Source organism: Agrobacterium burrii (assembly GCF_017313405.1).
Taxonomy (GTDB): domain Bacteria; phylum Pseudomonadota; class Alphaproteobacteria; order Rhizobiales; family Rhizobiaceae; genus Agrobacterium; species Agrobacterium burrii.
Window position 1 is genome coordinate 109,375 of record NZ_JAFLNA010000019.1, and the last position, 20,637, is coordinate 130,011.

The 20,637-nt window shown below is 59.8% G+C and carries 24 protein-coding genes; 16 read left to right on the plus strand and 8 right to left on the minus strand.

From position 1 onward, the window contains the following. Positions 1–588 precede the first annotated feature (588 nt). From JZX89_RS26435 to JZX89_RS26455, 5 genes are all read left to right on the plus strand, one after another. The gene (locus JZX89_RS26435; RefSeq protein WP_207135878.1) at positions 589–1,410 is read left to right on the plus strand and encodes an LON peptidase substrate-binding domain-containing protein; all 822 of its coding nucleotides are present in this window, start codon (positions 589–591) and stop codon (positions 1,408–1,410) included. Positions 1,411–1,499: 89 nt separating this feature from the next. Further along, a complete protein-coding gene (locus JZX89_RS26440; RefSeq protein ID WP_207135879.1) occupies positions 1,500–2,015 on the plus strand; it encodes a GrpB family protein in 516 nt (171 codons plus the stop codon). Between the two features lie 86 nt (positions 2,016–2,101). Beyond that, a complete protein-coding gene (locus JZX89_RS26445; RefSeq protein WP_207135880.1) occupies positions 2,102–3,250 on the plus strand; it encodes an amidohydrolase in 1,149 nt (382 codons plus the stop codon). 82 nt (positions 3,251–3,332) lie between these two features. Continuing rightward, complete coding sequence (locus JZX89_RS26450; RefSeq protein WP_207135881.1) at positions 3,333–3,863, plus strand: SMI1/KNR4 family protein; 531 nt, start codon at positions 3,333–3,335, stop codon at positions 3,861–3,863. Positions 3,864–4,008: 145 nt separating this feature from the next. Beyond that, on the plus strand, positions 4,009–4,992 hold the full coding sequence (locus JZX89_RS26455; RefSeq protein ID WP_207135882.1) for a glycerophosphodiester phosphodiesterase family protein: 984 nt from the start codon (positions 4,009–4,011) through the stop codon (positions 4,990–4,992). A gap of 62 nt (positions 4,993–5,054) precedes the next feature. On the opposite strand, the gene JZX89_RS26460 is transcribed toward JZX89_RS26455, so the two are convergent. Further along, entirely contained in the window at positions 5,055–5,753 is a 699-nt protein-coding gene (locus JZX89_RS26460) for a TetR/AcrR family transcriptional regulator (RefSeq protein WP_369809621.1), read from the minus strand. Between JZX89_RS26460 and JZX89_RS26465 the strand changes: the two genes are divergently transcribed. Beyond that, entirely contained in the window at positions 5,746–6,270 is a 525-nt protein-coding gene (locus tag JZX89_RS26465) for a DinB family protein (protein WP_207135883.1), read from the plus strand. The genes JZX89_RS26460 and JZX89_RS26465 overlap by 8 nt on opposite strands. 133 nt (positions 6,271–6,403) lie before the next feature. Here the strand turns inward: JZX89_RS26465 and JZX89_RS26470 are convergent, their stop codons facing one another. Together JZX89_RS26470 and JZX89_RS26475 are read right to left on the minus strand one after the other, a co-directional pair. Beyond that, entirely contained in the window at positions 6,404–6,808 is a 405-nt protein-coding gene (locus JZX89_RS26470) for a hypothetical protein (RefSeq protein ID WP_173998495.1), read from the minus strand. A 231-nt stretch (positions 6,809–7,039) separates the two neighbouring features. After that, on the minus strand, positions 7,040–7,249 hold the full coding sequence (locus tag JZX89_RS26475) for a hypothetical protein (protein ID WP_207135884.1): 210 nt from the start codon (positions 7,247–7,249) through the stop codon (positions 7,040–7,042). 187 nt (positions 7,250–7,436) lie between these two features. Here JZX89_RS26475 and JZX89_RS26480 point away from each other — a divergent pair, with 187 nt between their 5' ends. The 9 genes from JZX89_RS26480 to JZX89_RS26520 all read left to right on the plus strand — a co-directional run bounded on the left by JZX89_RS26480 (position 7,437) and on the right by JZX89_RS26520 (position 15,437). Beyond that, positions 7,437–9,203 carry a ParB N-terminal domain-containing protein gene (locus JZX89_RS26480; protein ID WP_207135885.1) on the plus strand — a complete coding sequence of 589 codons (1,767 nt, stop codon included), beginning with the start codon at positions 7,437–7,439 and terminating at the stop codon, positions 9,201–9,203. Between the two features lie 98 nt (positions 9,204–9,301). Continuing rightward, positions 9,302–9,775, plus strand: coding sequence for a UCP036055 family protein (locus tag JZX89_RS26485; RefSeq protein WP_207135886.1), 474 nt, complete (start codon positions 9,302–9,304; stop codon positions 9,773–9,775). 77 nt (positions 9,776–9,852) lie between these two features. Beyond that, positions 9,853–10,659 carry a DUF7007 domain-containing protein gene (locus tag JZX89_RS26490; protein WP_246746811.1) on the plus strand — a complete coding sequence of 269 codons (807 nt, stop codon included), beginning with the start codon at positions 9,853–9,855 and terminating at the stop codon, positions 10,657–10,659. Further along, positions 10,656–11,018 (plus strand): hypothetical protein, encoded by a 363-nt coding sequence (locus tag JZX89_RS26495; RefSeq protein ID WP_207135888.1) that lies wholly within the window; start codon positions 10,656–10,658, stop codon positions 11,016–11,018. Before JZX89_RS26490 ends, JZX89_RS26495 begins: the two co-directional genes overlap by 4 nt. A gap of 374 nt (positions 11,019–11,392) precedes the next feature. After that, a complete protein-coding gene (locus JZX89_RS26500; RefSeq protein ID WP_207135889.1) occupies positions 11,393–11,992 on the plus strand; it encodes a hypothetical protein in 600 nt (199 codons plus the stop codon). 413 nt (positions 11,993–12,405) lie between these two features. Beyond that, positions 12,406–13,332 carry an ArdC family protein gene (locus tag JZX89_RS26505; protein ID WP_207135890.1) on the plus strand — a complete coding sequence of 309 codons (927 nt, stop codon included), beginning with the start codon at positions 12,406–12,408 and terminating at the stop codon, positions 13,330–13,332. Positions 13,333–14,181: 849 nt separating this feature from the next. Next, positions 14,182–14,493, plus strand: coding sequence for a DUF736 domain-containing protein (locus tag JZX89_RS26510; protein ID WP_087747416.1), 312 nt, complete (start codon positions 14,182–14,184; stop codon positions 14,491–14,493). A 320-nt stretch (positions 14,494–14,813) separates the two neighbouring features. Further along, complete coding sequence (locus tag JZX89_RS26515; protein ID WP_207135891.1) at positions 14,814–14,975, plus strand: hypothetical protein; 162 nt, start codon at positions 14,814–14,816, stop codon at positions 14,973–14,975. A gap of 288 nt (positions 14,976–15,263) precedes the next feature. Next, positions 15,264–15,437, plus strand: a complete 174-nt coding sequence (locus JZX89_RS26520) for a hypothetical protein (RefSeq protein ID WP_207135892.1) — start codon at positions 15,264–15,266, stop codon at positions 15,435–15,437. 60 nt (positions 15,438–15,497) lie between these two features. Here the strand turns inward: JZX89_RS26520 and JZX89_RS26525 are convergent, their stop codons facing one another. The 5 genes from JZX89_RS26525 to traC all read right to left on the minus strand — a co-directional run bounded on the left by JZX89_RS26525 (position 15,498) and on the right by traC (position 18,842). Continuing rightward, the gene (locus tag JZX89_RS26525; RefSeq protein WP_207135893.1) at positions 15,498–15,776 is read right to left on the minus strand and encodes an HU family DNA-binding protein; all 279 of its coding nucleotides are present in this window, start codon (positions 15,774–15,776) and stop codon (positions 15,498–15,500) included. Between the two features lie 32 nt (positions 15,777–15,808). Then, on the minus strand, positions 15,809–16,120 hold the full coding sequence (locus tag JZX89_RS26530) for a WGR domain-containing protein (protein ID WP_207135894.1): 312 nt from the start codon (positions 16,118–16,120) through the stop codon (positions 15,809–15,811). A 275-nt stretch (positions 16,121–16,395) separates the two neighbouring features. Next, positions 16,396–18,339 carry a Ti-type conjugative transfer system protein TraG gene (gene traG, locus JZX89_RS26535; protein WP_207135895.1) on the minus strand — a complete coding sequence of 648 codons (1,944 nt, stop codon included), beginning with the start codon at positions 18,337–18,339 and terminating at the stop codon, positions 16,396–16,398. Next, on the minus strand, positions 18,326–18,541 hold the full coding sequence (gene traD / locus JZX89_RS26540; protein ID WP_168307480.1) for a type IV conjugative transfer system coupling protein TraD: 216 nt from the start codon (positions 18,539–18,541) through the stop codon (positions 18,326–18,328). The genes traG and traD overlap by 14 nt, the downstream gene beginning before the upstream one ends. Before the next feature lie 4 nt (positions 18,542–18,545). Next, positions 18,546–18,842 carry a conjugal transfer protein TraC gene (traC, locus tag JZX89_RS26545; RefSeq protein WP_207135896.1) on the minus strand — a complete coding sequence of 99 codons (297 nt, stop codon included), beginning with the start codon at positions 18,840–18,842 and terminating at the stop codon, positions 18,546–18,548. A gap of 254 nt (positions 18,843–19,096) precedes the next feature. Between traC and traA the strand changes: the two genes are divergently transcribed. Then, positions 19,097–20,637, plus strand: a 1,541-nt coding sequence (gene traA / locus JZX89_RS26550; protein ID WP_207135897.1) for a Ti-type conjugative transfer relaxase TraA, incomplete at its 3' end; no start/stop codon positions are given.

Below are 20,637 nucleotides of genomic sequence, written 5' to 3' on the forward strand. Positions count from 1 at the left end.
GGGGCATGCGTCTGTTCACTCTCATTATAGCGACCCTGGCTATTTCTCTTTTTCAAGCAGGGACCAACGCTCAGTCATCTCGAAAACAGTTCACGGTCCCGACAGACATCGGCGGCGTTTTGGTTGGGAGCTTCGGGGACTGCGCCAGTGCAACCTGCCCTGCCATTCTGATCTTGAGCGGTAGCAGGGCGGGTGGGCGTCAGATTATGACGAGATCGGGCGGGCAGTTCCCGGGCACGCATCGCGTATTCTGCGCAACGGTCGCCGGACCGGACTTCCGCCCTTCAAAGCGTGGTGACCTATCTCGACGGTCAGCCACGCCACGACCGGGTAACATATCGAGCAAAACTCGGGAATTTTGTGATAGGGAGCGGCGGCTTCCTTCCAAGATGGAGTCTCGTCCAGCTTGAGATTGACAAGTAAAAGGCTTCTGCGCACAATTGGTGCTCGGTAGATACAGCCTGCTGCTTGCGCCCCGTCGGGGTATGGTGAATGTATCGAGCCACTTATGGCTCCCTTTGCCCGAACGAACGGGTCAGCAACGCAAGCCCCTGACACTCTCCGTTCGTTTATGCAAAGGATCATCTCATGCGCGATTTCCGCGATGCCAAAGCTATGGCGAAAACGCTACGTGAAGCGCTTCACGCTAAATCTATCACCTTCACCAACAGTGAGAGCCAGGAGCTAATTGCTCGAATTCTTGGCTATCGAGACTGGAACGTATTGGCCGCAAGGATCCAAGCGACCCAGTCGTCGACAACCTCGGCCCAGGCTAGCACGCCTTTTCCAGTCGGGGTAAACATTCCCATCGTTCCTATGCGGGACATGGTCCTGTTTCCCCACATGATCTCGCGGATTTTCGTGGCGCGCGACAAAACTCGGCAAGCCGTGGAACACGCTCTCGCTGGTGATCGGCGTGTTGTCGTTCTCGCCCAGAGGCATGGTGCCGACGATCGTCCCGCCACTCTTGATGCCCTCCATCCGGTCGGCGTAATAGCAAACGTGGTCGATCGCCAGACACAGGCGGACGGGGCTCTCAAGGTCACCGTCTGTGGGCTTCAGCGAACAGGCATCGTCCGCCTTACCGATGGCGAGTTCTTGGCGGCGGAGGTTACGCCGATTGAAGAGCAGGGCGGCCAGTCGGAGGAGGCCGCTGCTCTTTCGAATGCGGTTCTCGATGCCTATCAGACCTACGCCGATGTCGATTTTTCCGCGCTTCCGCCAGGATCCAAAGCCCGTTTCGGCCTGCCTTCGATCGGCGATCCGAGCCTGTTGGCTGACACAGTCGCCCCGTTGCTATCGACCAGTATCGAACACAAGCAGCAACTCCTGGAAACCAGTGACGTGGTGACTCGACTCAAAAGACTAATCGCGTTGATGAGCGCTGGTCGCCCTAAAGCTGTCGCATAAATAATGAAAGGGAGCATCCAGCCGTTGCGCTGGGTGCTCTATCCCGCTGCCACAGCAACGGGCCACTTTAGGATTTGGGAGGACACAAGGTGGCGCTCACCAGCGAAATCGCCCCCTATGACAGTCGGTGGCGTGCTCTATTTTCCGCTGAGAAAGACCGGATTGCACCAAGCTTCGGTGTCGAGCTTGACGGGATTCATCACGTAGGGAGTACGGCCGTCCCTGGCCTGGCCGCAAAACCTGAAATCGATCTCCTGGTTGAAGTCTCAGAGCATCGAAATGGGACTGCTTGTGACGATTCCATGCGAGCTTTGGGCTATGCCCGGGGAAAGGACCTGTCAGAAGGCCACCATTTTTACCGTCGCGATGCCGATGGTGTGCGAACACATAAGGTGCACGTCTGTATCAAGGGGCATTGGCAGATAGAGCGAATGCTCCGTTTTCGCGACCTTTTGCGGAATGATCCCATTATCCGACAGCAATACCAGGATTTGAAACTTCGACTTGAGGCCGACAATCGAGACGGTATTGGCGAATATCTTGCACGAAAAGCTCCCTTCATCGATGCCTTGATGGGACCGGAGCCTTTGCCGCGAGATTCATAAACCTTTGCATCGGAGGTGTTGCAGATTTTTGCATTTGGCGGGAGCATGCCGTTTAATGACAGTCGATATAAAACGGGACTGCATCCATGCACGACGAAATCATATCCTGGCGCCGTGATCTGCATGCCAACCCGGAGCTTGGTTACGAGCTCCCTCGCACCGCATCCTTCGTAGCCGACAAGCTACGCACTTTTGGCTGCGATCAGGTTACCGAGGGGGTTGGGAGGAGCGGCGTTGTTGGCGTTCTCCACGGCCGGAATCATTCTTCCGGCAGGGTGGTCGGTCTACGCGCCGACATGGATGCGCTGCCTATTCACGAAACGACAGGACTTTCCTACGCTTCTACGACGGAAGGCCGAATGCATGCTTGCGGGCACGACGGACACACGGCGATGCTGCTGGGTGCTGCAAAGGCGCTGGCAGAAACACGCAACTTCGATGGCACCGCCGTTCTGATCTTCCAGCCAGCGGAGGAAGGACAGGCCGGCGCGAAGGCGATGTGCGACGACGACTTGATGACACGCTGGGGGATCGAGAGGGTATTCGCCCTTCACAACGAACCGGGCCTGGACGTTGGTCGTTTTGCCACCCGCACCGGCCCGTTTGGGGCTGCCGTGGCGAGCTTCAAGATAGCGGTCGATGGCAAGAGCGCCCATTCTGCTAGTCCTCAGGCTGGCGTTGACGCGCTGCTTCCCGCCGCCAACATCCTCATTGCCCTGCAAACCGTTATTGCGCGCAACGTCCACCCGCTCAAAAGCGGCGTGATCTCCTTCGGATCGTTTCAAGGCGGAAAGCCCGGAGGAACGTTTGTCGGATCGAGCGAGCTGCGTGGCCTAGCCCGCTGGTTCGAACCGGAGGTTCGAGACACCATGCATCGACGTATTATCGACATTTCGGAGGGTATCGCAGCGTCCTACGGGGCGACTGCGACATTGACATTCAGAAACCTGTATCCCGCAGTGGTCAATCATCCAGCCGAAACAGCGTTGGCTGTGAAGGTTGCCCGTACCGTTATGGGAGAGGATTCCGTCGATCCCGACCACTCGCAGCTCGTGGGCTCGGAAGACTTCGCATTCATGCTCGAACAACGGCCTGGAAATATTGCGCTGCTTGGCAACGGCAGCACGGCGGGGCTGCATGACCCCGCCTATGACTTCAACGATGCAGCGATCCCCTATGGGGTCGCCTACTGGACGAGATTGATCGAAGCATCCATGCCGTTGCAGAACTCCTGATTTTGAAGCGCTGCAAAAGTCGGAATAACATATCGAGCAAAACTCGGGAGTTTCGCGACAGAAACGATGTTAGGAAAAGTCCATGTCAATTACATTAGAGGCAGCGATAGAAAAGTTACAATCGACGAATGATTGGGAATGCTTTGACGACAAACCATGGAGCGAGGCAGACATTGCTGATTATGAAAGAAAAACCAATCTAACAATACCCAATCAGCTTCGAGCGATTTTGACGCGATACGGCTGGAACGGATTTGCCGAGCCACACCTCCACGCAAATTTTGTTGCCGCATGGGACAACGGCACAAAGTCTGTACATGAAAGCCAAGTTCTCGTTTCCGATAAGGAACACCTTGAAACCATGTACCGCATGTTTTGTACTGACGGTGATTGGCCAATCCAATTCACGCCCCAGATGGTATTTTTTGGCACGGCAGACGGGGGCCATGCCTATCTGCTGATGGATGGAAAGAACCCGGGCAACAATGCCGTATATTTTTGGGAGCGTGCGACCGATCCATTCGGAACAGGCAACAATGCGCGCGGCATCGCGAAGGTCGCCGATACGCTCTATGAATTTTTCTACAATCTAAAACCGCGCGAAGAGCTCTGAATGGCATAAGTGAAATACACATTGGTCGCAAAATGTGTCGCAGGTTGCGGGAATTTGCGACATAGGGGAGCTCGCCTTGAAAGCGCCACGTCTGTCGTTAGGCAAGTGCCGGCCGGCTCATTATTGACAGAGAGACACGTTATTTATGAGAAGAATTCTACGCTATATCCTCATAGTAATTATCGCTCTCTCCGCGTTCATCTTTCTTAACAACACGAATTTGTTCACGCGCCGTCCAGATGGGGATGATCCGCTTGTCCTCGCGCATCGTGGAATCGCGCAACGTTTCGATCCAGCCGGGGTCACCAATGATACCTGCACAGCTTCCCGCATCCTGCCGCCGAAGCACGGTTATCTGGAGAACACGATTGCTTCCATGCGGGCAAGCTTCGAGGTCGGTGCTGACATTGTTGAGCTGGATGTTCATCCCACGACAGATGGACAATTCGTGGTCTTTCACGACTGGACACTGGATTGCCGCACCGACGGCCATGGCGTCACGCGCGAGCATTCCGTGGCCGATCTCAAGAAACTTGACATAGGCTACGGCTACACCGCCGATGGTGGCAGGACATATCCGTTCAGAGGCAGCGATGTCGGCATGATGCCGACTCTTGCCGAAGTGCTTCAGGCTTTTCCTGACCGGCCCTTCCTGATCAACGTGAAGAGCAACGATCCCGATGAAGGATCGAAACTGGCGACGTTCCTGAATGCCCTTCCGCCGGAGCGACGAGCAACCGTCATGGCTTATGGCGGGGATCGGCCGATCGCAGCCTTGCGCACCGCAGTTCCCGGCTTGAAAACGATGTCTCGTGCTTCCCTAAAGGGATGCCTGCTGCGTTACATCGCTTATGGATGGACGGGCGCGATGCCAGACGAATGCCGTTCAACGGTGGTGCTCGTCCCGATCAACGTGGCCCCGTGGCTTTGGGGCTGGCCTGATCGTTATCTAAATCGGATGGATTCAGTTGGAAGTACCGTGTTCGTTGTCGGCCCCTATCATGGCGGCGATTTCTCGACCGGGATGGACAGTGTTGAAGAGCTCTCTCGGCTGCCAGAGAACTATAGCGGCGGCGTTCTTACCAACGAGATCGAAATGGTCGCCTCATGGCTTCGATCGCGAAAGTGACATGCGCGGGAAGTTAGCTTCCGCGACAATCCTTTGTCGCGGAAATCCTGATTTCCGCGAGTCTAGCCGGAGTCCCCGATGTACAGGGTGATCAAGCGGACCAGCTCTCTCTGCATCGCCAAGTCATTGATGGCACCACGCCGAGCCGCATTATGTATCACCCCGTCAATCGCGTCCGAAATCACGCGGGAGGCGACATGATCGTCCGGATTAGGCTGGCGCTTCCGGTATGTGGCAACGGCCTCAGCGTAGTAGGCAAGATATTCAATCTCGAATTCGCTGTGCGGGTTTCGATACTCTTCGAAGCTGGGAGCTTCGTCTAGCAGCACGCGGTGCAGACCCGGATAGGCGCTGTGTGCCGCGACCACGGCCCGAACCAGTTGCGCAGCGAACTCTGCCGGCGATACCGCGTCCGGGCGGACTCGTCGCATGACCGCCATGCTGTCATCAAGATGGCGGTGGCGGATCGCATCGACCAAGGAGAGCTTGTCGGGGAAATACTGATAGAGGGACCCGATGCTGACGCCAGCCAGCTCCGCGACCCTGTTTGTTGTGAAACCGGCCCAGCCTTCATCACTTAGAATGCGAGCGCCGGCCTGAACGATCGTTTCCACTGTTGCGCGGGAACGGGCCTGTCGTGGCTCCTTGCGCATCACGGATTGCTGCTTTGCAATGCGAGTAGACAAAAACCGATCCCCGTAGAAAATGTGAAAGACTTGCTCACATTTGTAAACCTCGAAAGGATCGGTGGCAATGAGCACCTTGCTCCAAACACTCTACGGCTATCACGCCTGGGCCAATGTCGATTTATTCAATAAGCTGGAAAGCATTGACCCCGAAAAAAATGGGGCGGAACTGCGAACCGCTCTCGGGCTGATCAGCCATTATTATGTAGTTTCTCGGATATTCGCCGGCCATCTGCAAGGCGTTCCGCATGGCTTCACGTCGGATAATCTCGAAGAAACGCCGGGGCTAGTTGAACTGCGGGCCGCCGTCATGTCCTCCGACCAATGGTATCTCGACTACCTTGGCACGGTCTCTCCCACGACGCTTTCCGAGGCTGTGGCCTTCACCTTCACCGATGGCGACAAGGGCTATATGACCCGCGAGGAAATGCTGACCCATGTTGCCTTGCATGGAGGCTATCACCGAGGCGAGGTTGGCCGGGTTCTTTGGCAACTTTCCATCACCCCGCCCTGGGACACGTTCGCTGTCTATCTTCACCAGGCCCAGCCTGCGCGACGACAACAGAGCAAAAGCACGCTCGTTCCCGCATAAATCGAACGGATTCTCTATCGGGCGAAAACTGTCGTAGAACTCAGTCGCGAAAGTCTGACTTTTGCACCTGATTTTTGCGACAGAAATTCGGCTGTGTTTTCAGCGCCGCCAATTTTGTCGCGAATATTAGGAATTACGCGACAGCGCGGCGACGATCGGCAATAGCTCGCTCGATACCGGGCGCGGCATGATTTCCAAACCACTGAATCAGCTTTTGGATGTCATCCCCCGCCGGGGATGTATCGCCTGCGCTGATCAGTTCCGCGCTTGCCTGTGCCATGGCAACGAGAACGCGGGCCGCCTCTGGCACGTAGGGAAGGTCTGCCGCTTGGTCGTGGCGCTCGCGGATGATCTGATAGCGAAGGTTCTCCGGTAGTGTCCAAGCACTGACAAGAAAATCGTGAACGCTGACCTGCTGCCCTCCAACCGCGATGGTCGCGTCTCGGTCGTTTTCAGAATAGCCGGCCGCCTCGATCCGTTCACAGGCATCGATCGCCGCACCCATCATTTCCCGGATCAGATTCCAGTCGGTTTTCATGTGGCTCTCCTTCTTTGCAAAACTCCCGATTTCTTTTTCAGTTTTGCGTCTGACATTTGCGACGACACAAAATGCGGAATTTCGCGACAAGTTTCTGCAACCAAGCTAAGCCCGACTTTCACCCCCTCACTGCCGCGTTTCAGCATCTTTGCCACGTAATGTGAGAGGATGGTTCAACGGACGGTTCTTCCGTTACGGCTCGACAGTCGGGAAGCCGTGGTCTCACGAGTGTCACCGCATTTCTTGCATTTGAGCTAACTCCCTGGTTCCATTTTCAGCAATATCGAACACTCTGTCGGCCATGCCGCTGCACGGCCTACACCTAGCTTCACGCCGCCCAGCATCACCAATTTTGTCGTGAATAGCGGGAATAAAACCGGAAGAAGAGAAAGTAAGAAACCCTTCTCGCAGATCGGCCGTCTCGTCGCCGCTGTCGCTCAACCGCTCCCTCCTCAACCCAGCACGTCGTTCTCGCAAGGCTTTGCCCCGCTCGCCCTGACGGGCAGGGCCGCTCGGGGGCAGTTGCGCCGGTCCGTCCGCTCCGCGGTCCGGAAAGTGTCTTCGCAAAGAAGTGAAGGCAGGAAGGGGTGGCGATCCGCTGCCCCGAAACCCGGAAGGAGCAAATCCCATGCAGATCCTCAAACTCGATCCCCGTGCGCTGAAGAACAATCCCGATGACGCGCGCCGCTCGAAATCTTCACCGCAGGCCGATGCGCTGTTGCTGGCGACGGTCAAGGCCGTTGGCATCATCCAGCCGCCGATCGTCGCGCCTGAAACCGACGGCGGAAATGGCTATATCATTCAGGCGGGTCACCGGCGTGTCGCCCAGGCGATTGCCGCAGGTCTTGGGGAAATCGACGTGATCGTCCGAGAGGCGGCCAACGACAACGGCGCCATGCGCTCGATGGTCGAGAACATTGCCCGTGAGCCGCTCAATCCTGTCGACCAGTGGCGCGGCATCGAACGGCTTGTTGCCCTTGGCTGGACCGAGGAAGCGATCGGCGTGGCGCTCGCCCTGCCGGTGCGCCAGATCCGCAAACTCAGGCTTCTGGCCAACGTTCTGCCGGCCATGCTCGACCATATGGCGCTCGGTGACATGCCGAACGAGCAGCAGCTGCGAACCATCGCCGCCGCGTCGATCGAGGAACAAAAGGAAGTCTGGAAGGCCAACAAGCCTAAAAAAGCTGAGCGCGCCGACTGGTACAACATCTCGCGTGCGCTTTCGAAGACGCGGATGTTCGCGAAGGATGCGAGTTTTGGCGATGATCTCGCTCAGGCCTACGGCATCGAATGGGTCGAGGACCTGTTCGCGCCGGCCGATCAGGACAGCCGCTACACCACCAATGTCGAGGCCTTCCTCGGCGCCCAGCAGGAATGGATGACCAGTAATCTTCCGAAGAAAGGCGCGATTGTCGAGGTCAATAGTTGGGGGCAGCCGGAACTGCCGAAGAAGGCCGAGCGCATCTACGGCAAGCCGTCGAAGTCCGATCATGTCGCCATGTATCTCGACCGTGACGGCAAGGTGCAGTCCGTCGCCTTCCGCATGCCCGAGGACAAGAAGAAGGGCAAGGATGGTGCTTCCGCCGGTAACGATGCGGGAGGAACAGTCGATAATCCGGTCATCGACGCACCGAAGCCGCGCCCGGACGTCACCCAGAAGGGTCAGGACATGATCGGCGACTTCCGCACCGATGCCCTGCATGAGGCACTCGGCCGCGCGCCAATCGAGGACGACATGCTGATGGCTCTGCTCGTCCTTGCCTTCGTCGGACAGAACGTCCGCGTCGATTCCGGGGCCAGCGACAGCGTGTACGGGCCGAAGCACTTCCGGCGCCATGCCGCCCAACTGCTCTCCGAAGATGGCAAGCTCGCCTTCGACATGGAGACGGTGCGTGTTGCCGCCCGCTCGATGCTGATCGACGTGCTGTCATGCCGACGCGGCATGTCGAACAGTGGTGTGGTTTCCCGAATCGCCGGAGACGCGATCGGAGCCGACAGCTTCCTGCCAAACATGGGCTCGGAGGATTTTCTGTTGTGCCTGTCGCGGCAGGCGCTCGAGGCGGCTGCAAAGGAGGCGAATGTGCTTCCGCGCCAGAAAGTGCGCGAGACCCGTGCGGCTCTGGTCGATCACTTCAGCCAGGAACGCTTCATCCACGCTTCCGCGCTCTTTGCTCCCGACCGGCAGGACATCGTTGATCTGATCAAACACGGCGAGGCTGTCGACGATGAGGACGAGGCCGAAACCGGGACGGCGGACGTCGAGGAAAAGCGCATTGAGGAAGAGGGTGCCGATCCCTTCGAGGCTGAGGACGATCTTCCCGGCACGTCCGATCATGGTTCCGAGACCGGCGAGCCGGACGAGGACCAGGACGCTTACGGGATCGCGGCGGAGTAGCCGCTTCCATTTTTTCTCCGAATGAAGTCCCGCCGCCGATGGTCTCCATCGGCGGCGGTTTTGTTCCCAACACCCCACAAAATTCATGGAGAATTAGTATGACGGCACATCTCGCATTTCTGGCGCCGATCGGCTCCATCCTCAAATGGTCCGACGGAACGCCTCGCCCGCCTGAACGGCATCGCAAAAAGCTGTCCGCCTGGAAGACCAGCAACAGCTCCGGCCGGCTGATCCGCAAGCAGGACGCGCGCGCCGCCGGGAGCATCGTCCTGCCGGCAAACGTTACGCTGCACGAAGGCGATTTTGGCGGCGGCGGTGTCATCACCATTCGCATCCACCGCACGTTTTCGCTGGAAACCAGCCTCACCTTCAGCGTTGTCGAACGCCCTGGCATCGGCAGTTGCCGTGTGTTCGGCCGAGCCGGCGATCATGCCGAACTCGTCCATCTGGCTGTGAATCGGCAAGCCGCGGAGGAATGGCTGTCGCGACACGGTTATCCGTCCGCTGTTCTGGAGGACGTGACGGCGGACGAGATCGCCGCCGATGTCGTCGAGGGGAGGACCGCAGCATGAAGGACTCCACTCCTGAAACGGTCGGTCCATCCAATCCTGATTGTTCAGGGGTTGAATTTGGAAGAAGTGCGGACGGAATGCCGGTTGCTCGCGTCGGTGACTTGGTCTTCGCCATGGTGCCGGCGCGCGACGGTCAGTATTTTCTGGCCTCCGCCTGGCGCGTCACGCGACCATTCGTCGATCTCACACGGGGCGACTTCTATTCTCATCACGGCAGGATCGAGGATGAGCCGGCGTTTCATGCGCGGATGCTTGAACAGATCGAGCATAGCCGCGAACTGGTTCGCCTTGCGCGCAGACCGGCGCGGATCCATTGCAACACACCATGGGGTCCGTCGCAGGGCGCCACCATCTATGCCGAAGGTGTGATTGCTCACACTACGGCGGGACATGGAGGCTTCAAGCTCTCCGGAAATCACAATGCGCAAGTCCATCCGATGTTGCGGTCGGAGGACGGTTGGTACGAGGAGGATTCCGCTTGGGCGGCTGTCGCGGTAGCCTTTCCCGACCTGTTCACCAGGTTCGAGCAGCGTTGCGCGGCACGGACGCTCAAGGATTGGGAGCCCGACGCGTGGGAGACAATTTCCGGGACACGCCTTGCACCCGGTGAATCCCACACAAAGGATCGAGGCGCCTTCGAGCAGCAACATGCCAACGACTGGATCGTGATCTCCGCGCTTCGCTCGGACCATCACCCTGGCATGACGGAGGTAATCGCCACGCGTGGTGGCAGGTGCGACCACGGCGTCGAGGAGCGGCGCTTTCTGGTGCCGTCGGCGGACTATAAGGCGGGCTGCTTCGGCTTCGTCATCGACGAGACGCGGCGCGCGGTTTACGAAGGCCCATCGAGCTTCGCGTCATGGACGGGGAGGGATGTGGCATGACCTCGGTCGACCATCATATGGCACTGCGGCGCATGGAAGATGCCTGCCGGCAGACGCGGCATCAGATCGACATGATCGAGCGTCAGATCATCCGCAAGATGACCGCCCTGATACAGTCGCTCGGCCGGCGCAGGCCCGGGTATCGCCGCGGCAAACCGCCTGAGCGGCACGCGTTCCTCAATCGCTATCGGACCAATCTTGCCGCCATCACCGCCGAGCGTCAGCCGGAGATCGATGCACTCTCACGAAAGCTCGCGCGGCAGGAAGCGGCGATCGCGTCATTGCGGGCCCGTGCACCTCTGCCTGGCAGCGTTGGTCAAACGGGGGTGCGAGCCGACGGTTATGTCCGGCGCCTGTGATGACTGGGCAAGCCGCGGGCGGAGGGCGGGTCGGCTTTGCCTGGCGCAGGCATTGCTTGGTTTCCTCTCCTCTTCGGCATCCGGGATCTGTTCCCTGGCTGTTCCGTCCTTCGGTTTCGTGGCGGTCTGAACCGGCGCCCGTTCGGTTCAAGGCCGCTGTCGCGCCGCGGGGCGGCCGGTCATGCCGCTCTCGACAAAGCAGGCACGCGGGCTTCGCAAGGGCTTGGGCAGCCCCGCTTGACCGCATGCCCGCTTCGCTCGATCTGGCCTGCCCGGACCCTGAACCGCCCGGCTTTCGCCGGTTCCTTTCGACCGCACCGAAGGACAGAACGGCCAGGGGGCCGACGCTTCGGCGAAGAGACAAGGAAACCACCATGGCAAAGCCCGCAACCCAATCCCGTCAATCAACCCGCCCATCCGCCCGCGTCGTGCCGCTGCGCAAAGGCGCCACCCTCGAAATGGTCCGCCTCACATGCCCCGATGAAACCCAGGCGCTCCGGATCGCCGAGAGCTTCGGGACCGCCATTCTCGACAGCGACGGCATCCGTGACATGCACGAGCGCCTGATCGTCGAGACCGCCACCGCTCTTTGCGAGGGGCTTGGCGAGCGGGCAATGCAGATCCATCTGCAGCGCATCGTCGGCGCCTATGTCGGATCGGCCCATGGCGCCGGCCAGTTCTACTCCCGCGCCGTCACCGAGGCGCGGGACGCCACCGCCAAGAGCGCTGCGGATGCCCGCGACGAGGATCTCGACGGTCCGGTCGGCTATGACAGCGCCGCCCAGCGCAAACGCGAATTCGCGGCCGACATGGGCATCCAGGCACATGCGCTCAGAATGGCGGCCGTCGGCGCTGTCGCAGCCTATGAGCAGGTCGTCGGCGAAACCTGGAAGCCCTTCGACCGGCCGGTCGAAAATCCCGGCCAGACGCTCGACCGCAAGGCGGCCGCAGCCCAGCTGTCAGCCTTCGAATAACAGCCATCACGGCGGGGTTCCGGCCCCGCTGTTTCACGTAGACGAGGGTCAGCTCGAAGTCACAGGGACCCGTGCTGGCCAGCGCGCCGGATCTACGACGGGACGCGGCGGTCAATGCGTCGACAGAAAGTCTCAACCTCGACCGCGCCGTCACGAAGATTTCGTCGGCTCCCGTGCGGCAGAAAGTGGTCCCGCTGGCGAAGCCCTTGGCTGCGTACGAAGATGGGTAATCTGTCCATTGCTACCCCGTCCCGTCTTCGGTCTGCCGGGCCGATGGTTTCGCGCAAGGGCTTCGCCCTCCTCCACATACGTTGCGGCGCGTTCCGCGTGCGCTCATCCCTGATCTCCCCGGCTTTTGACCGACGTGACGGGGTCGCGACGGTCGCGACCTCCGAAAGCGAAGGTTGAAGGATATGAAAAGAAAAGAGCAGGGCGAACGCGCCGATCTCTATGCGAGGATCACTGACAAGATTGTCGCGGATCTGGAAAACGGCGTCCGGCCGTGGATGAAGCCGTGGTCGGCCACAAACACGACCGGACGGATCACCCGGCCGCTGCGGCACAATGGCGAAGCCTATAGTGGACTCAACGTGCTCCTGTTGTGGTCGGAGAGCACGGCGCGGGGTTATTCTTCTCCGACATGGATGACGTTCAAACAATCGTTCCAACTTGGCGCCTCGGTCCGTAAGGGCGAGACCGGAACGACGGTCATCTATGCAAGCCGCTTTACCAAGACTGAGACCGACGGCAATGGCAGCGAAGTGGAACGGAATATTCCGTTCCTGAAATCGTACACGGTGTTCAACGTGGCGCAAATCGACGGCCTGCCTGACCACTATCATGGCGCACCCGAACCGGTCCTGAGCCCGTTCAAGCGCATCGGTCATGCCGACGCGTTCTTCCGCAATACCGGCGCGGTCATCCGGCATGGCGGTAATCAGGCCTTCTATTCGCCGGGCAGCGATATCATCCAGATGCCGCCGTTCGAGAGCTTCAGGGATTCTGCTGCATACGTTGGAACCCTCAGTCACGAAAGCTGCCATTGGACGGCGCATCCGGCCCGTGTCGGACGCGACCTCAGCCGGTATGCGAAGGACAAGAGCGAACGCGCCCGCGAGGAATTGGTCGCGGAACTTGGTAGTTGCTTCTTGTGCGCTGACCTCGCGATTGTTCCGGAACTTGAGCCACGTCCTGATCATGCAAGTTACCTGGCCTCCTGGTTATCGCTGCTCGCCAATGACAAGCGGGCGATCTTCCAGGCAGCTGCGCATGCGCAACGCGCTGTCAATTATCTGCACAGCTTGCAGCCGGTGTCAGCTGAGGACAGAGAGGCTGCATGATGAACGTGAGTTTTCCCTTCTGGTTGCTCCGATCACGGTCCCAGGTCTACGATTGACCGCATCGGCGGCAGAAGGAAACGCCTGCCGCCATTCAGCAAGCGGCGATGTTTGCCTCTGGTCGAGGTAAAACGCCTCTTTTGTGATGGTCGCTCTGATCTCTCCGGCGGGTTCGCGAGGGGACGGGCCGGGAAAGCCCGCCTGCAGATGGAGCAGCGATCATTGATCTGGCATCGCGCGGGTGGATTTCCGAACAGCATTTATGGCTCTCGGGTCTGGTGGAACGGCTCCAAATTGGCCAACGCAGTACGCAGGATCGCCGATAGCATTGCGGTGTCCTGCAAGTTTGATATCACCGGGATTGGCTTCCAGCAGCAGATCAGCCCGCAGTTTGGGCATGACCGGTGCGAGAGGGCGACGACGCAATGCATCTGCCCGGAAGGCGGCAGGCCGGTTGAGATCGAGAGTGGGCCGGCAGTTCGAAGAGTTGTCGTTATCAGTGGTGAATTCTGCCGATGACGATCAGCGCCATTACGCGGTCCATCGAGGTTTAGAAATCCGGCGCGGCCAACGCGACCTCGATTTGACATGTCTGATCGAGAACCGGCTGCGCCTCGATCGTTTTTCCGCAACGGCCGTTCCCAGCCTTTTTCCGCCGCGCGCCAGCGCGCTTTGCATCGCGAAGCAAAAAGCCTGTGCCCGTCCGCCCTCCACTATGTTCCGGCCCTTGCCCACCCCGTTGCGCTCACGCAACGGGGACCCCGGAGGGTGCGGTCCGATCGTGCCCGATCAATTCGACAGTCATCGAGGACGCGATGGTCGCGGCCCGATCAACCCGAAAGGATCAAGACAATGGCAGTCATCGGCGAGTTCACCACCAACGGCAACACCATCCTCGGCCACGTACGCACTCTGACGGTCTCCATGAAGGCCCGCCTGAACCCGATCGAACGCACCTCCCGCGACGCTCCCGATTTCCGGATCATGTCCGGAGCGGCCGAAGTCGGCGCCGCCTGGAGCCAGGTTTCCGGCGACGGCGAACCCTACATCTCGGTCAAGCTTGACGATCCGAGCTTTCCGGCCCCGATTAACGCGGCCCTGTGGCCGACCGAGAAGGAAGGCGACTACACGCTGGTCTGGAACCGCCCGAAGCGCGACGCCTGATCAAAGACGAAAGCCCTGCCGGAAACGGCGGGGCTTTTCCTTGCTGAAATCAAGAAGGAACCGGGCATCGAGCCCGCTTCCTTCTTCCGGTCGCGTTACGGAGTGGTGGGGTCTGCTCAGAGTGACCAATCGTGCCGTGAGCAAATGCCGGCCTCAAGGACTTCGCATGGCCCCCCGATTTTGCTTCCGCTCCGGTTCCCTTCGCTCCAACAAAACCGGCACCCCACTCGCCGCCTCCGGCGGTCGCTGGCGCGATCCCTGACCCCGTCATTTCCTCACGCCCCGCGGCGTCATCTTTCTCAAACGTCAAGGAGATGACGATGCTGCTGGAACAACACATCGAAGAACTGCGCCGCGAGATGAATTGGTGCCATCCGGACGAGCGTCGCCAGATTGCTGCGGAGCTGGAGCTCGCTCTGGCCGAGCTGGCCGTCATCATGGCCGAGCAGGACGGTTCCATCAACGCCGTGCCGCCCTTCTGAGGGCGGCATTCAGCCGCGATGCAGCACCACCGTCCGATTGCCATGAGGCGCAATGCTTTCTCCGCGTCCTTGTCGAGGACGGCCATCGACTATCGGGGATCGTGCATCCCACGCAGCCAGGCAGCAACCTTTTGTCACCAGAATTTCCCCCGCCGCTGGCGGCTCCTCGCGGTCCAAAATTCCGGTGTCGAAAAGGTCCTCCACTGTCGTTCCGGCCAGCCGGTGCAGCCTGCCTTTCCGGTCTGCATCTTCTCCCCGCGATAACCGCAATCGACAAGGAGAAACCGCATGAAACGTCTCGCACAATTCCTCGCAGCCACCGGCTGCCGACTTCGCGTCCTCGCAAAGGTGATCTGTCACTTCTTCCGGGGTGGCAAGCTCGCCCTGAAGCTTGCGATCAAAATCTCGTTCTTCATCGAGGTCGATATCAGCTTCGAACGCGACGGTAAGCAGCGCCGATGACACTCCGCCGGGAGCCGCTTCAGCGGCTCCCCTTGACGGTTCAGCCTACGCCGTTGCAACTCACTTGTTCAGGACATCCTTCAGTGCCTTGGCAGGCTGGAACGTCAGCTTCTTGGCAGCGGCGACCTTGATGGTGGCACCGGTGGCCGGATTGCGAGCCTCACGCTCCGGCGTATCCTTGATCTTGAACTTGCCGAATCCGGGGATAGATGTTTCCACTCCGGACGTGGCTGCCGTCGTGATCGAAGCGAAGACGGTTTCGACGATCGCTTTCGCCTGGGCCTTGGTCAGGCTCTGTTCGGATGCGATCTTGTCGGCGATTTCATTGGTTGTCGTCATTATGGTTTCCTCGTTAAAGACGGAAAACCTTTTCAGCCGATCCGGACATTGTCATGCGGCGATGTCGGGGCAGTCGCGCTCCTGCCAGTGTTTCCACAGCTTCTTGCCGGTTGATAGCCTCTTTTTCTCTTCAGTAGCACCAGTTCGAGAAAGCGTGAGATCGCGTCTTTGTCAGAGCCGAAGACCTCGGTCATCTCCCCGCCCGCACTGCCGATCCGTCCCCAGCTTCGCACCACGGCTGTTTCTCCAAAAAGGGTTGGCCGGATCGCAAGCGCGTAATATCGGGCCATGTTCCTGTTGGCGTCGATCCTCTGGCAATAAAGCTGGTAGTGGTGTGTGCCCATGCCGCATGATCGGCGATGCTCACGCTATCGTCCAACGAGACTTATGAATCGAAGAACCGCTTCCGATTCATTTCCGTTATGGATGGCAGTTAGCGAACCGGCATTCGCCGGCCGGGTGCTACTCGCTTGAGCTCACGGAGCCCGTGGCCGGTCTCCGCCTACGGTGACGCCCCCTTTCGCAAGCCGGTTCCACCGGCGCAGGGTCACGCCTCTGGCGCGGACGCCGATAACGACGATGGCCACAAGAGCAGCCACGAAACACAGCCTTATCGGTCTCATGGTTTCGCCGGACCGGCTACTGTCGGTGCGCCGGGATGGAACCTGTTCTCGCCGACGCAGGCTTTCATCTCGTCGCGCCGGAACCAGATAGCGCGGCCGCATCGAAGGGGTGCATTGCCCGAGGTGAAGACGATCTGTTCGTCGCCGCGCATGCGCAAAACCTCATGCGGCAGGATCAGTGGACGGCGGCTCAACTGCTTCGACCGCGACCGCGACGATCCCTTCATTCCGGACGATCTGTTGGTCTGGTCGACCTCGACGGTGGTGTCGCCGCAGCGCTTCGAGATGTAGTCGGCCGTATCGGGATCGTTGATCGCCGCAAAGGAAATCCAGGATGCGGATTCGAACCATTTGCTCGTCGCATCACGCCCGCCATAAGCCTCGCGCATCTGGCCCAGCGACTGGAAGATCAGCGTCAGCGTTATGCCATATTTGCGACCGGCATCGCGGGCGGTTTCCAGGATGCGCAGGTATTCGAGACGGGCCACCTCATCGAGAAGGAAGAGTGTTCGTCCCTTCACATTGCCGTTGCGGTTATAGATCGCGTTGAGCAGCGAGCCGATGATGACTCGCGCCAAGCCGGGATGCGCCTCCAGAACCTTGAGATCGAGCGCGATGAAAATATCCGTTCCGCCCTTTGCGAGCTCGTCGGTCGAGAAACTGTCACCGGACACCAGGGCTGCATAGTTCGGATACGACAGCCAGTGGGTTTCTTTCACCGCATTGGCATACACGCCAGAAAAGGTCTCTGGCGTCATGTTAACGAAGACTGCAACGTTCTCGCGCACAAAGGTGGAGTCAGACTGTTCGTAGATTCGCGTCAGCCGTTCTCTCAGTTTAGGCTCGGGCTCCGAGAGGTTGGCGCGGACACGGCGCAGCGTCTGGTCCTTGGCGTCGGTATGTCCCCACAGGCAGACGTCGGCGATAAGCGCGGTCAGGAGCTGCATGGCGGACGCGCGGAAGAAGTCGTCGCGTGCCGAAGCCGCGCGTGCATTGTCTGTCATTATCCACGTGGCTACCGCAACGATATCTTCTTCCTTGGTACCACCGAACCGGCCGATCCAGTCGAGCGCATTGAAGCCGACACCAGACGCGGTTGGATCAAGCACGATCACCTTGCGGCCGGCCTGACGCCGATGTTCGGAAACCATCGGCGCGACCTCGCTGGACGGATCCAGCACAACGAGACCGCTGCCCCACTTAAGCGCGGTCGGTATCGTCACCGAGGTCGTCTTGAAGCCGCCGGAACCGGCAAAGACGATACCATGCGATGAGCCGAAGGAACCGTCGAAGCATAAGAGCGGCGACTTGCCGCCGGCGCCCCAGCTTGGCGGTTCATTGGCGCGAAACGGCATCGCCGCCACGCCATCGCGATCGACACGGTATCGCTCGCCGATGACGATGCCGCCCGGTTCGGGAAAGAGCTTTGCGGCTTCGGGCATCTTCATCCAGTCCGCCTCGCCGTGGACCGCGCGCTTTCCACCAATCCGCCGTGGGCCGCCTGCCGCAAACGCGGCATTACCTTTGATCGCCACGCGCACAGCAAAGACGCCACTGACAAAGGCGATGCCCGCTCCGATCATCGTCGCCGGGTCGGTGTAGGCCAGAACCGATTGTCCGGCTGCCACGTCGCCAGCGATACCCTTCAGTCGAATTGCTTCGCGCATGATCGCAACAACAATCACTGCACCACTTCCAGCCAATACGCTGGCGGCTGCGGTTTTGATGTTCGGAGAGCCGTTGGTGGCGAACAACGCCATGACCCCGATTGCCGCAGCCGCGATATAGGGGAGGGCGAGGCCGGCGCGTCCCAGCATCAGCTTCGTCGGCGCGGATGTGCCTAGCGCCGCCAGCCGATGTTCCATTCCGAATGTCATCAACATCGCCGCGACCATGATAGCCGCCGGGAGTATCAGGAGAAGGAGCTTATTCGCTGTCATCGCCAAATGCCTCCGCGCCGATCGCGGTCAGGCGCGACTTCTCTGTGTCGTCGCCCTTGATCCGGTTGTTTGCATCGATCAGTAGCCCGAGCAGAAGAGCGCGTTTCTCGTAGCGCAGCCCGGCCTTTACGATCAGGCCGCCGAGTTCGATTTTTTCGCGCGTGTCCTTCTTGCGCGCGTCGCTCGTCATCGCTTTCGCCATCCGCTCAAGCCTCGCCAGCGCTGCCCGTATCCGTGCCAGACGTGAACGCCGCCGGTGTTTCGCCGCCGGTTCGGCCGTCAACGGAGCTTTTCTTGCCGGTAGCAGCACCTTTGCCTCCGCGAAACCGTTTGGCGATCTCCTCTAAGGTTGCCTGAAGTTCTGTCTCGTCGATCTCGATCTCGCCAAGTCCTGCCTTCAACGCAATCCGGCCGATGCGTTCGGCCTCGCGTGTTTCGGCCTGTTTCAGCTGGTCCTGCAATCTGGCGATTTCTTCCCTGATCCTGGACGATGGCTTCTTCATTCCGGTTGCTTCCTTGAACTCGTTGGGTGTTGGACTTGCGACGCCCAGATTCTCCCGGTTGAGCCCGAATTGAAATCTGCAGATCTGCAGATCGCCAGAGGCGATGCTTTTGTGGATGATCCCGCCGTTCCGAAGGAGCGGTTCCAAGGGCGCAATTATACGTCGCGGTGCGACGTGTTGCTTCAAAGCCCTAGCGGCCCCGGCTACGCCGCCGCTCCCGACGAACATGGTTTTAACCAGGAGCATTCGTCGCCGTGGCCATCGCCCATTTCTCAGCCAGTATCGTCAGCCGCAGCTCCGGCCGCAGCGTCGTGCTGTCCGCAGCCTACCGGCACTGCGCGAAGATGGACTACGAGCGGGAGGCCCGCACCATCGACTACACCCGCAAACAGGGTCTGCTGCATGAGGAGTTTGTGCTTCCAGCCGGTGCCCCGAAATGGGTTCGTTCGCTGATCGCCGACCGCTCTGTCGCCGGTGCGTCGGAAGCTTTCTGGAACAAGGTCGAGGCTTTCGAGAAACGTTCGGATGCCCAGCTCGCCCGTGACCTGACGATTGCGCTACCGCTGGAACTGTCTGCCGAGCAGAACATCGCCCTAGTCCGTGATTTTGTCGAGAAGCACATCCTTGCGAAAGGCATGGTCGCGGACTGGGTTTATCACGACAATCCCGGCAATCCGCATATCCATCTGATGACCACCTTGCGTCCGCTGACCGAGGACGGGTTCGGGTCGAAGAAGGTTGCCGTTGCTGACAAGGACGGGCAGCCGGTCCGCACGAAAACGGGAAAAATCCTCTACGAACTATGGGCCGGCTCGACAGAGGACTTCAACGTTCTCAGGGACGGGTGGTTCGAGCGGCTGAACCATCATCTGGTGCTCGGCGGCATCGATCTCCGTATCGACGGCCGTTCTTATGAGAAGCAGGGCATCGAGCTTGAACCCACCATTCATCTCGGCGTCGGGGCGAAAGCGATCGAACGCAAGGCGGAGAGCCAAGGTATCCGCCCCGAACTGGAACGGATCGAACTGAACGAGCAACGCCGCGCCGAAAACACCCGCCGCATTGTCAAGAATCCTGCCATCGTGCTCGACCTGATCACGCGGGAGAAGAGCGTCTTCGACGAGCGCGATGTCGCCAAGGTTTTGCATCGCTATGTCGACGATCCCGCCGTTTTCCAGCAACTATTGATCAGGATCATCCTGAACCCGGATGTCTTGCGCCTGCAGCGTGAAACGATTGATTTCGCGACCGGAGAGAAGTTGCCGGCGCGTTACTCGACGCGAGCGGTGATCCGGCTGGAAGCTACCGTGGCGCGGCAGGCGATGTGGCTGTCGAACCGGGAGGGGCATTCCGTCCCTGAGGCGACGCTGAATGCAACGTTCCAGCGGCATCAGCGGCTGTCTGAAGAGCAGAAAACCGCGATCGAGCGAATTGCCGGTCCAGCGCGAATCTCGGCAGTCGTCGGTCGCGCGGGCGCCGGCAAGACCACGATGATGAAGGCGGCGCACGAGGCATGGGAACTGGCCGGATACCGTGTCGTCGGTGGCGCGCTTGCGGGAAAGGCGGCGGAAGCTCTGGAGAAGGAAGCAGGCATCGTTTCCCGCACGCTCTCCTCATGGGAACTGCGTTGGGGCAGCGGCCGAGATGTCCTGGATGACAAGACCGTCTTCGTCATGGACGAGGCCGGCATGGTCGCCTCAAAACAGATGGCTGGCTTTGTTGATGCCGTCGTCAGGGCAGGCGCCAAGATCGTTCTGGTCGGCGATCCCGAACAGCTCCAGCCGATCGAGGCGGG

What these genes read in the sequence shown, in the direction of transcription:
- JZX89_RS26435 (WP_207135878.1), top strand. Translation starts at nt 589, where the DNA reads ATGCGCGATTTCCGCGATGCCAAAGCTATGGCGAAAACGCTACGTGAA.
- JZX89_RS26445 (WP_207135880.1), top strand. Translation starts at nt 2,102, where the DNA reads ATGCACGACGAAATCATATCCTGGCGCCGTGATCTGCATGCCAACCCG.
- JZX89_RS26450 (WP_207135881.1), top strand. Translation starts at nt 3,333, where the DNA reads ATGTCAATTACATTAGAGGCAGCGATAGAAAAGTTACAATCGACGAAT.
- JZX89_RS26455 (WP_207135882.1), top strand. Translation starts at nt 4,009, where the DNA reads ATGAGAAGAATTCTACGCTATATCCTCATAGTAATTATCGCTCTCTCC.
- JZX89_RS26465 (WP_207135883.1), top strand. Translation starts at nt 5,746, where the DNA reads ATGAGCACCTTGCTCCAAACACTCTACGGCTATCACGCCTGGGCCAAT.
- JZX89_RS26470 (WP_173998495.1), bottom strand. Translation starts at nt 6,808, where the DNA reads ATGAAAACCGACTGGAATCTGATCCGGGAAATGATGGGTGCGGCGATC.
- JZX89_RS26480 (WP_207135885.1), top strand. Translation starts at nt 7,437, where the DNA reads ATGCAGATCCTCAAACTCGATCCCCGTGCGCTGAAGAACAATCCCGAT.
- JZX89_RS26485 (WP_207135886.1), top strand. Translation starts at nt 9,302, where the DNA reads ATGACGGCACATCTCGCATTTCTGGCGCCGATCGGCTCCATCCTCAAA.
- JZX89_RS26490 (WP_246746811.1), top strand. Translation starts at nt 9,853, where the DNA reads ATGCCGGTTGCTCGCGTCGGTGACTTGGTCTTCGCCATGGTGCCGGCG.
- JZX89_RS26495 (WP_207135888.1), top strand. Translation starts at nt 10,656, where the DNA reads ATGACCTCGGTCGACCATCATATGGCACTGCGGCGCATGGAAGATGCC.
- JZX89_RS26500 (WP_207135889.1), top strand. Translation starts at nt 11,393, where the DNA reads ATGGCAAAGCCCGCAACCCAATCCCGTCAATCAACCCGCCCATCCGCC.
- JZX89_RS26505 (WP_207135890.1), top strand. Translation starts at nt 12,406, where the DNA reads ATGAAAAGAAAAGAGCAGGGCGAACGCGCCGATCTCTATGCGAGGATC.
- JZX89_RS26510 (WP_087747416.1), top strand. Translation starts at nt 14,182, where the DNA reads ATGGCAGTCATCGGCGAGTTCACCACCAACGGCAACACCATCCTCGGC.
- JZX89_RS26515 (WP_207135891.1), top strand. Translation starts at nt 14,814, where the DNA reads ATGCTGCTGGAACAACACATCGAAGAACTGCGCCGCGAGATGAATTGG.
- JZX89_RS26520 (WP_207135892.1), top strand. Translation starts at nt 15,264, where the DNA reads ATGAAACGTCTCGCACAATTCCTCGCAGCCACCGGCTGCCGACTTCGC.
- JZX89_RS26525 (WP_207135893.1), bottom strand. Translation starts at nt 15,776, where the DNA reads ATGACGACAACCAATGAAATCGCCGACAAGATCGCATCCGAACAGAGC.
- JZX89_RS26530 (WP_207135894.1), bottom strand. Translation starts at nt 16,120, where the DNA reads ATGGGCACACACCACTACCAGCTTTATTGCCAGAGGATCGACGCCAAC.
- traG (WP_207135895.1), bottom strand. Translation starts at nt 18,339, where the DNA reads ATGACAGCGAATAAGCTCCTTCTCCTGATACTCCCGGCGGCTATCATG.
- traD (WP_168307480.1), bottom strand. Translation starts at nt 18,541, where the DNA reads ATGGCGAAAGCGATGACGAGCGACGCGCGCAAGAAGGACACGCGCGAA.
- traC (WP_207135896.1), bottom strand. Translation starts at nt 18,842, where the DNA reads ATGAAGAAGCCATCGTCCAGGATCAGGGAAGAAATCGCCAGATTGCAG.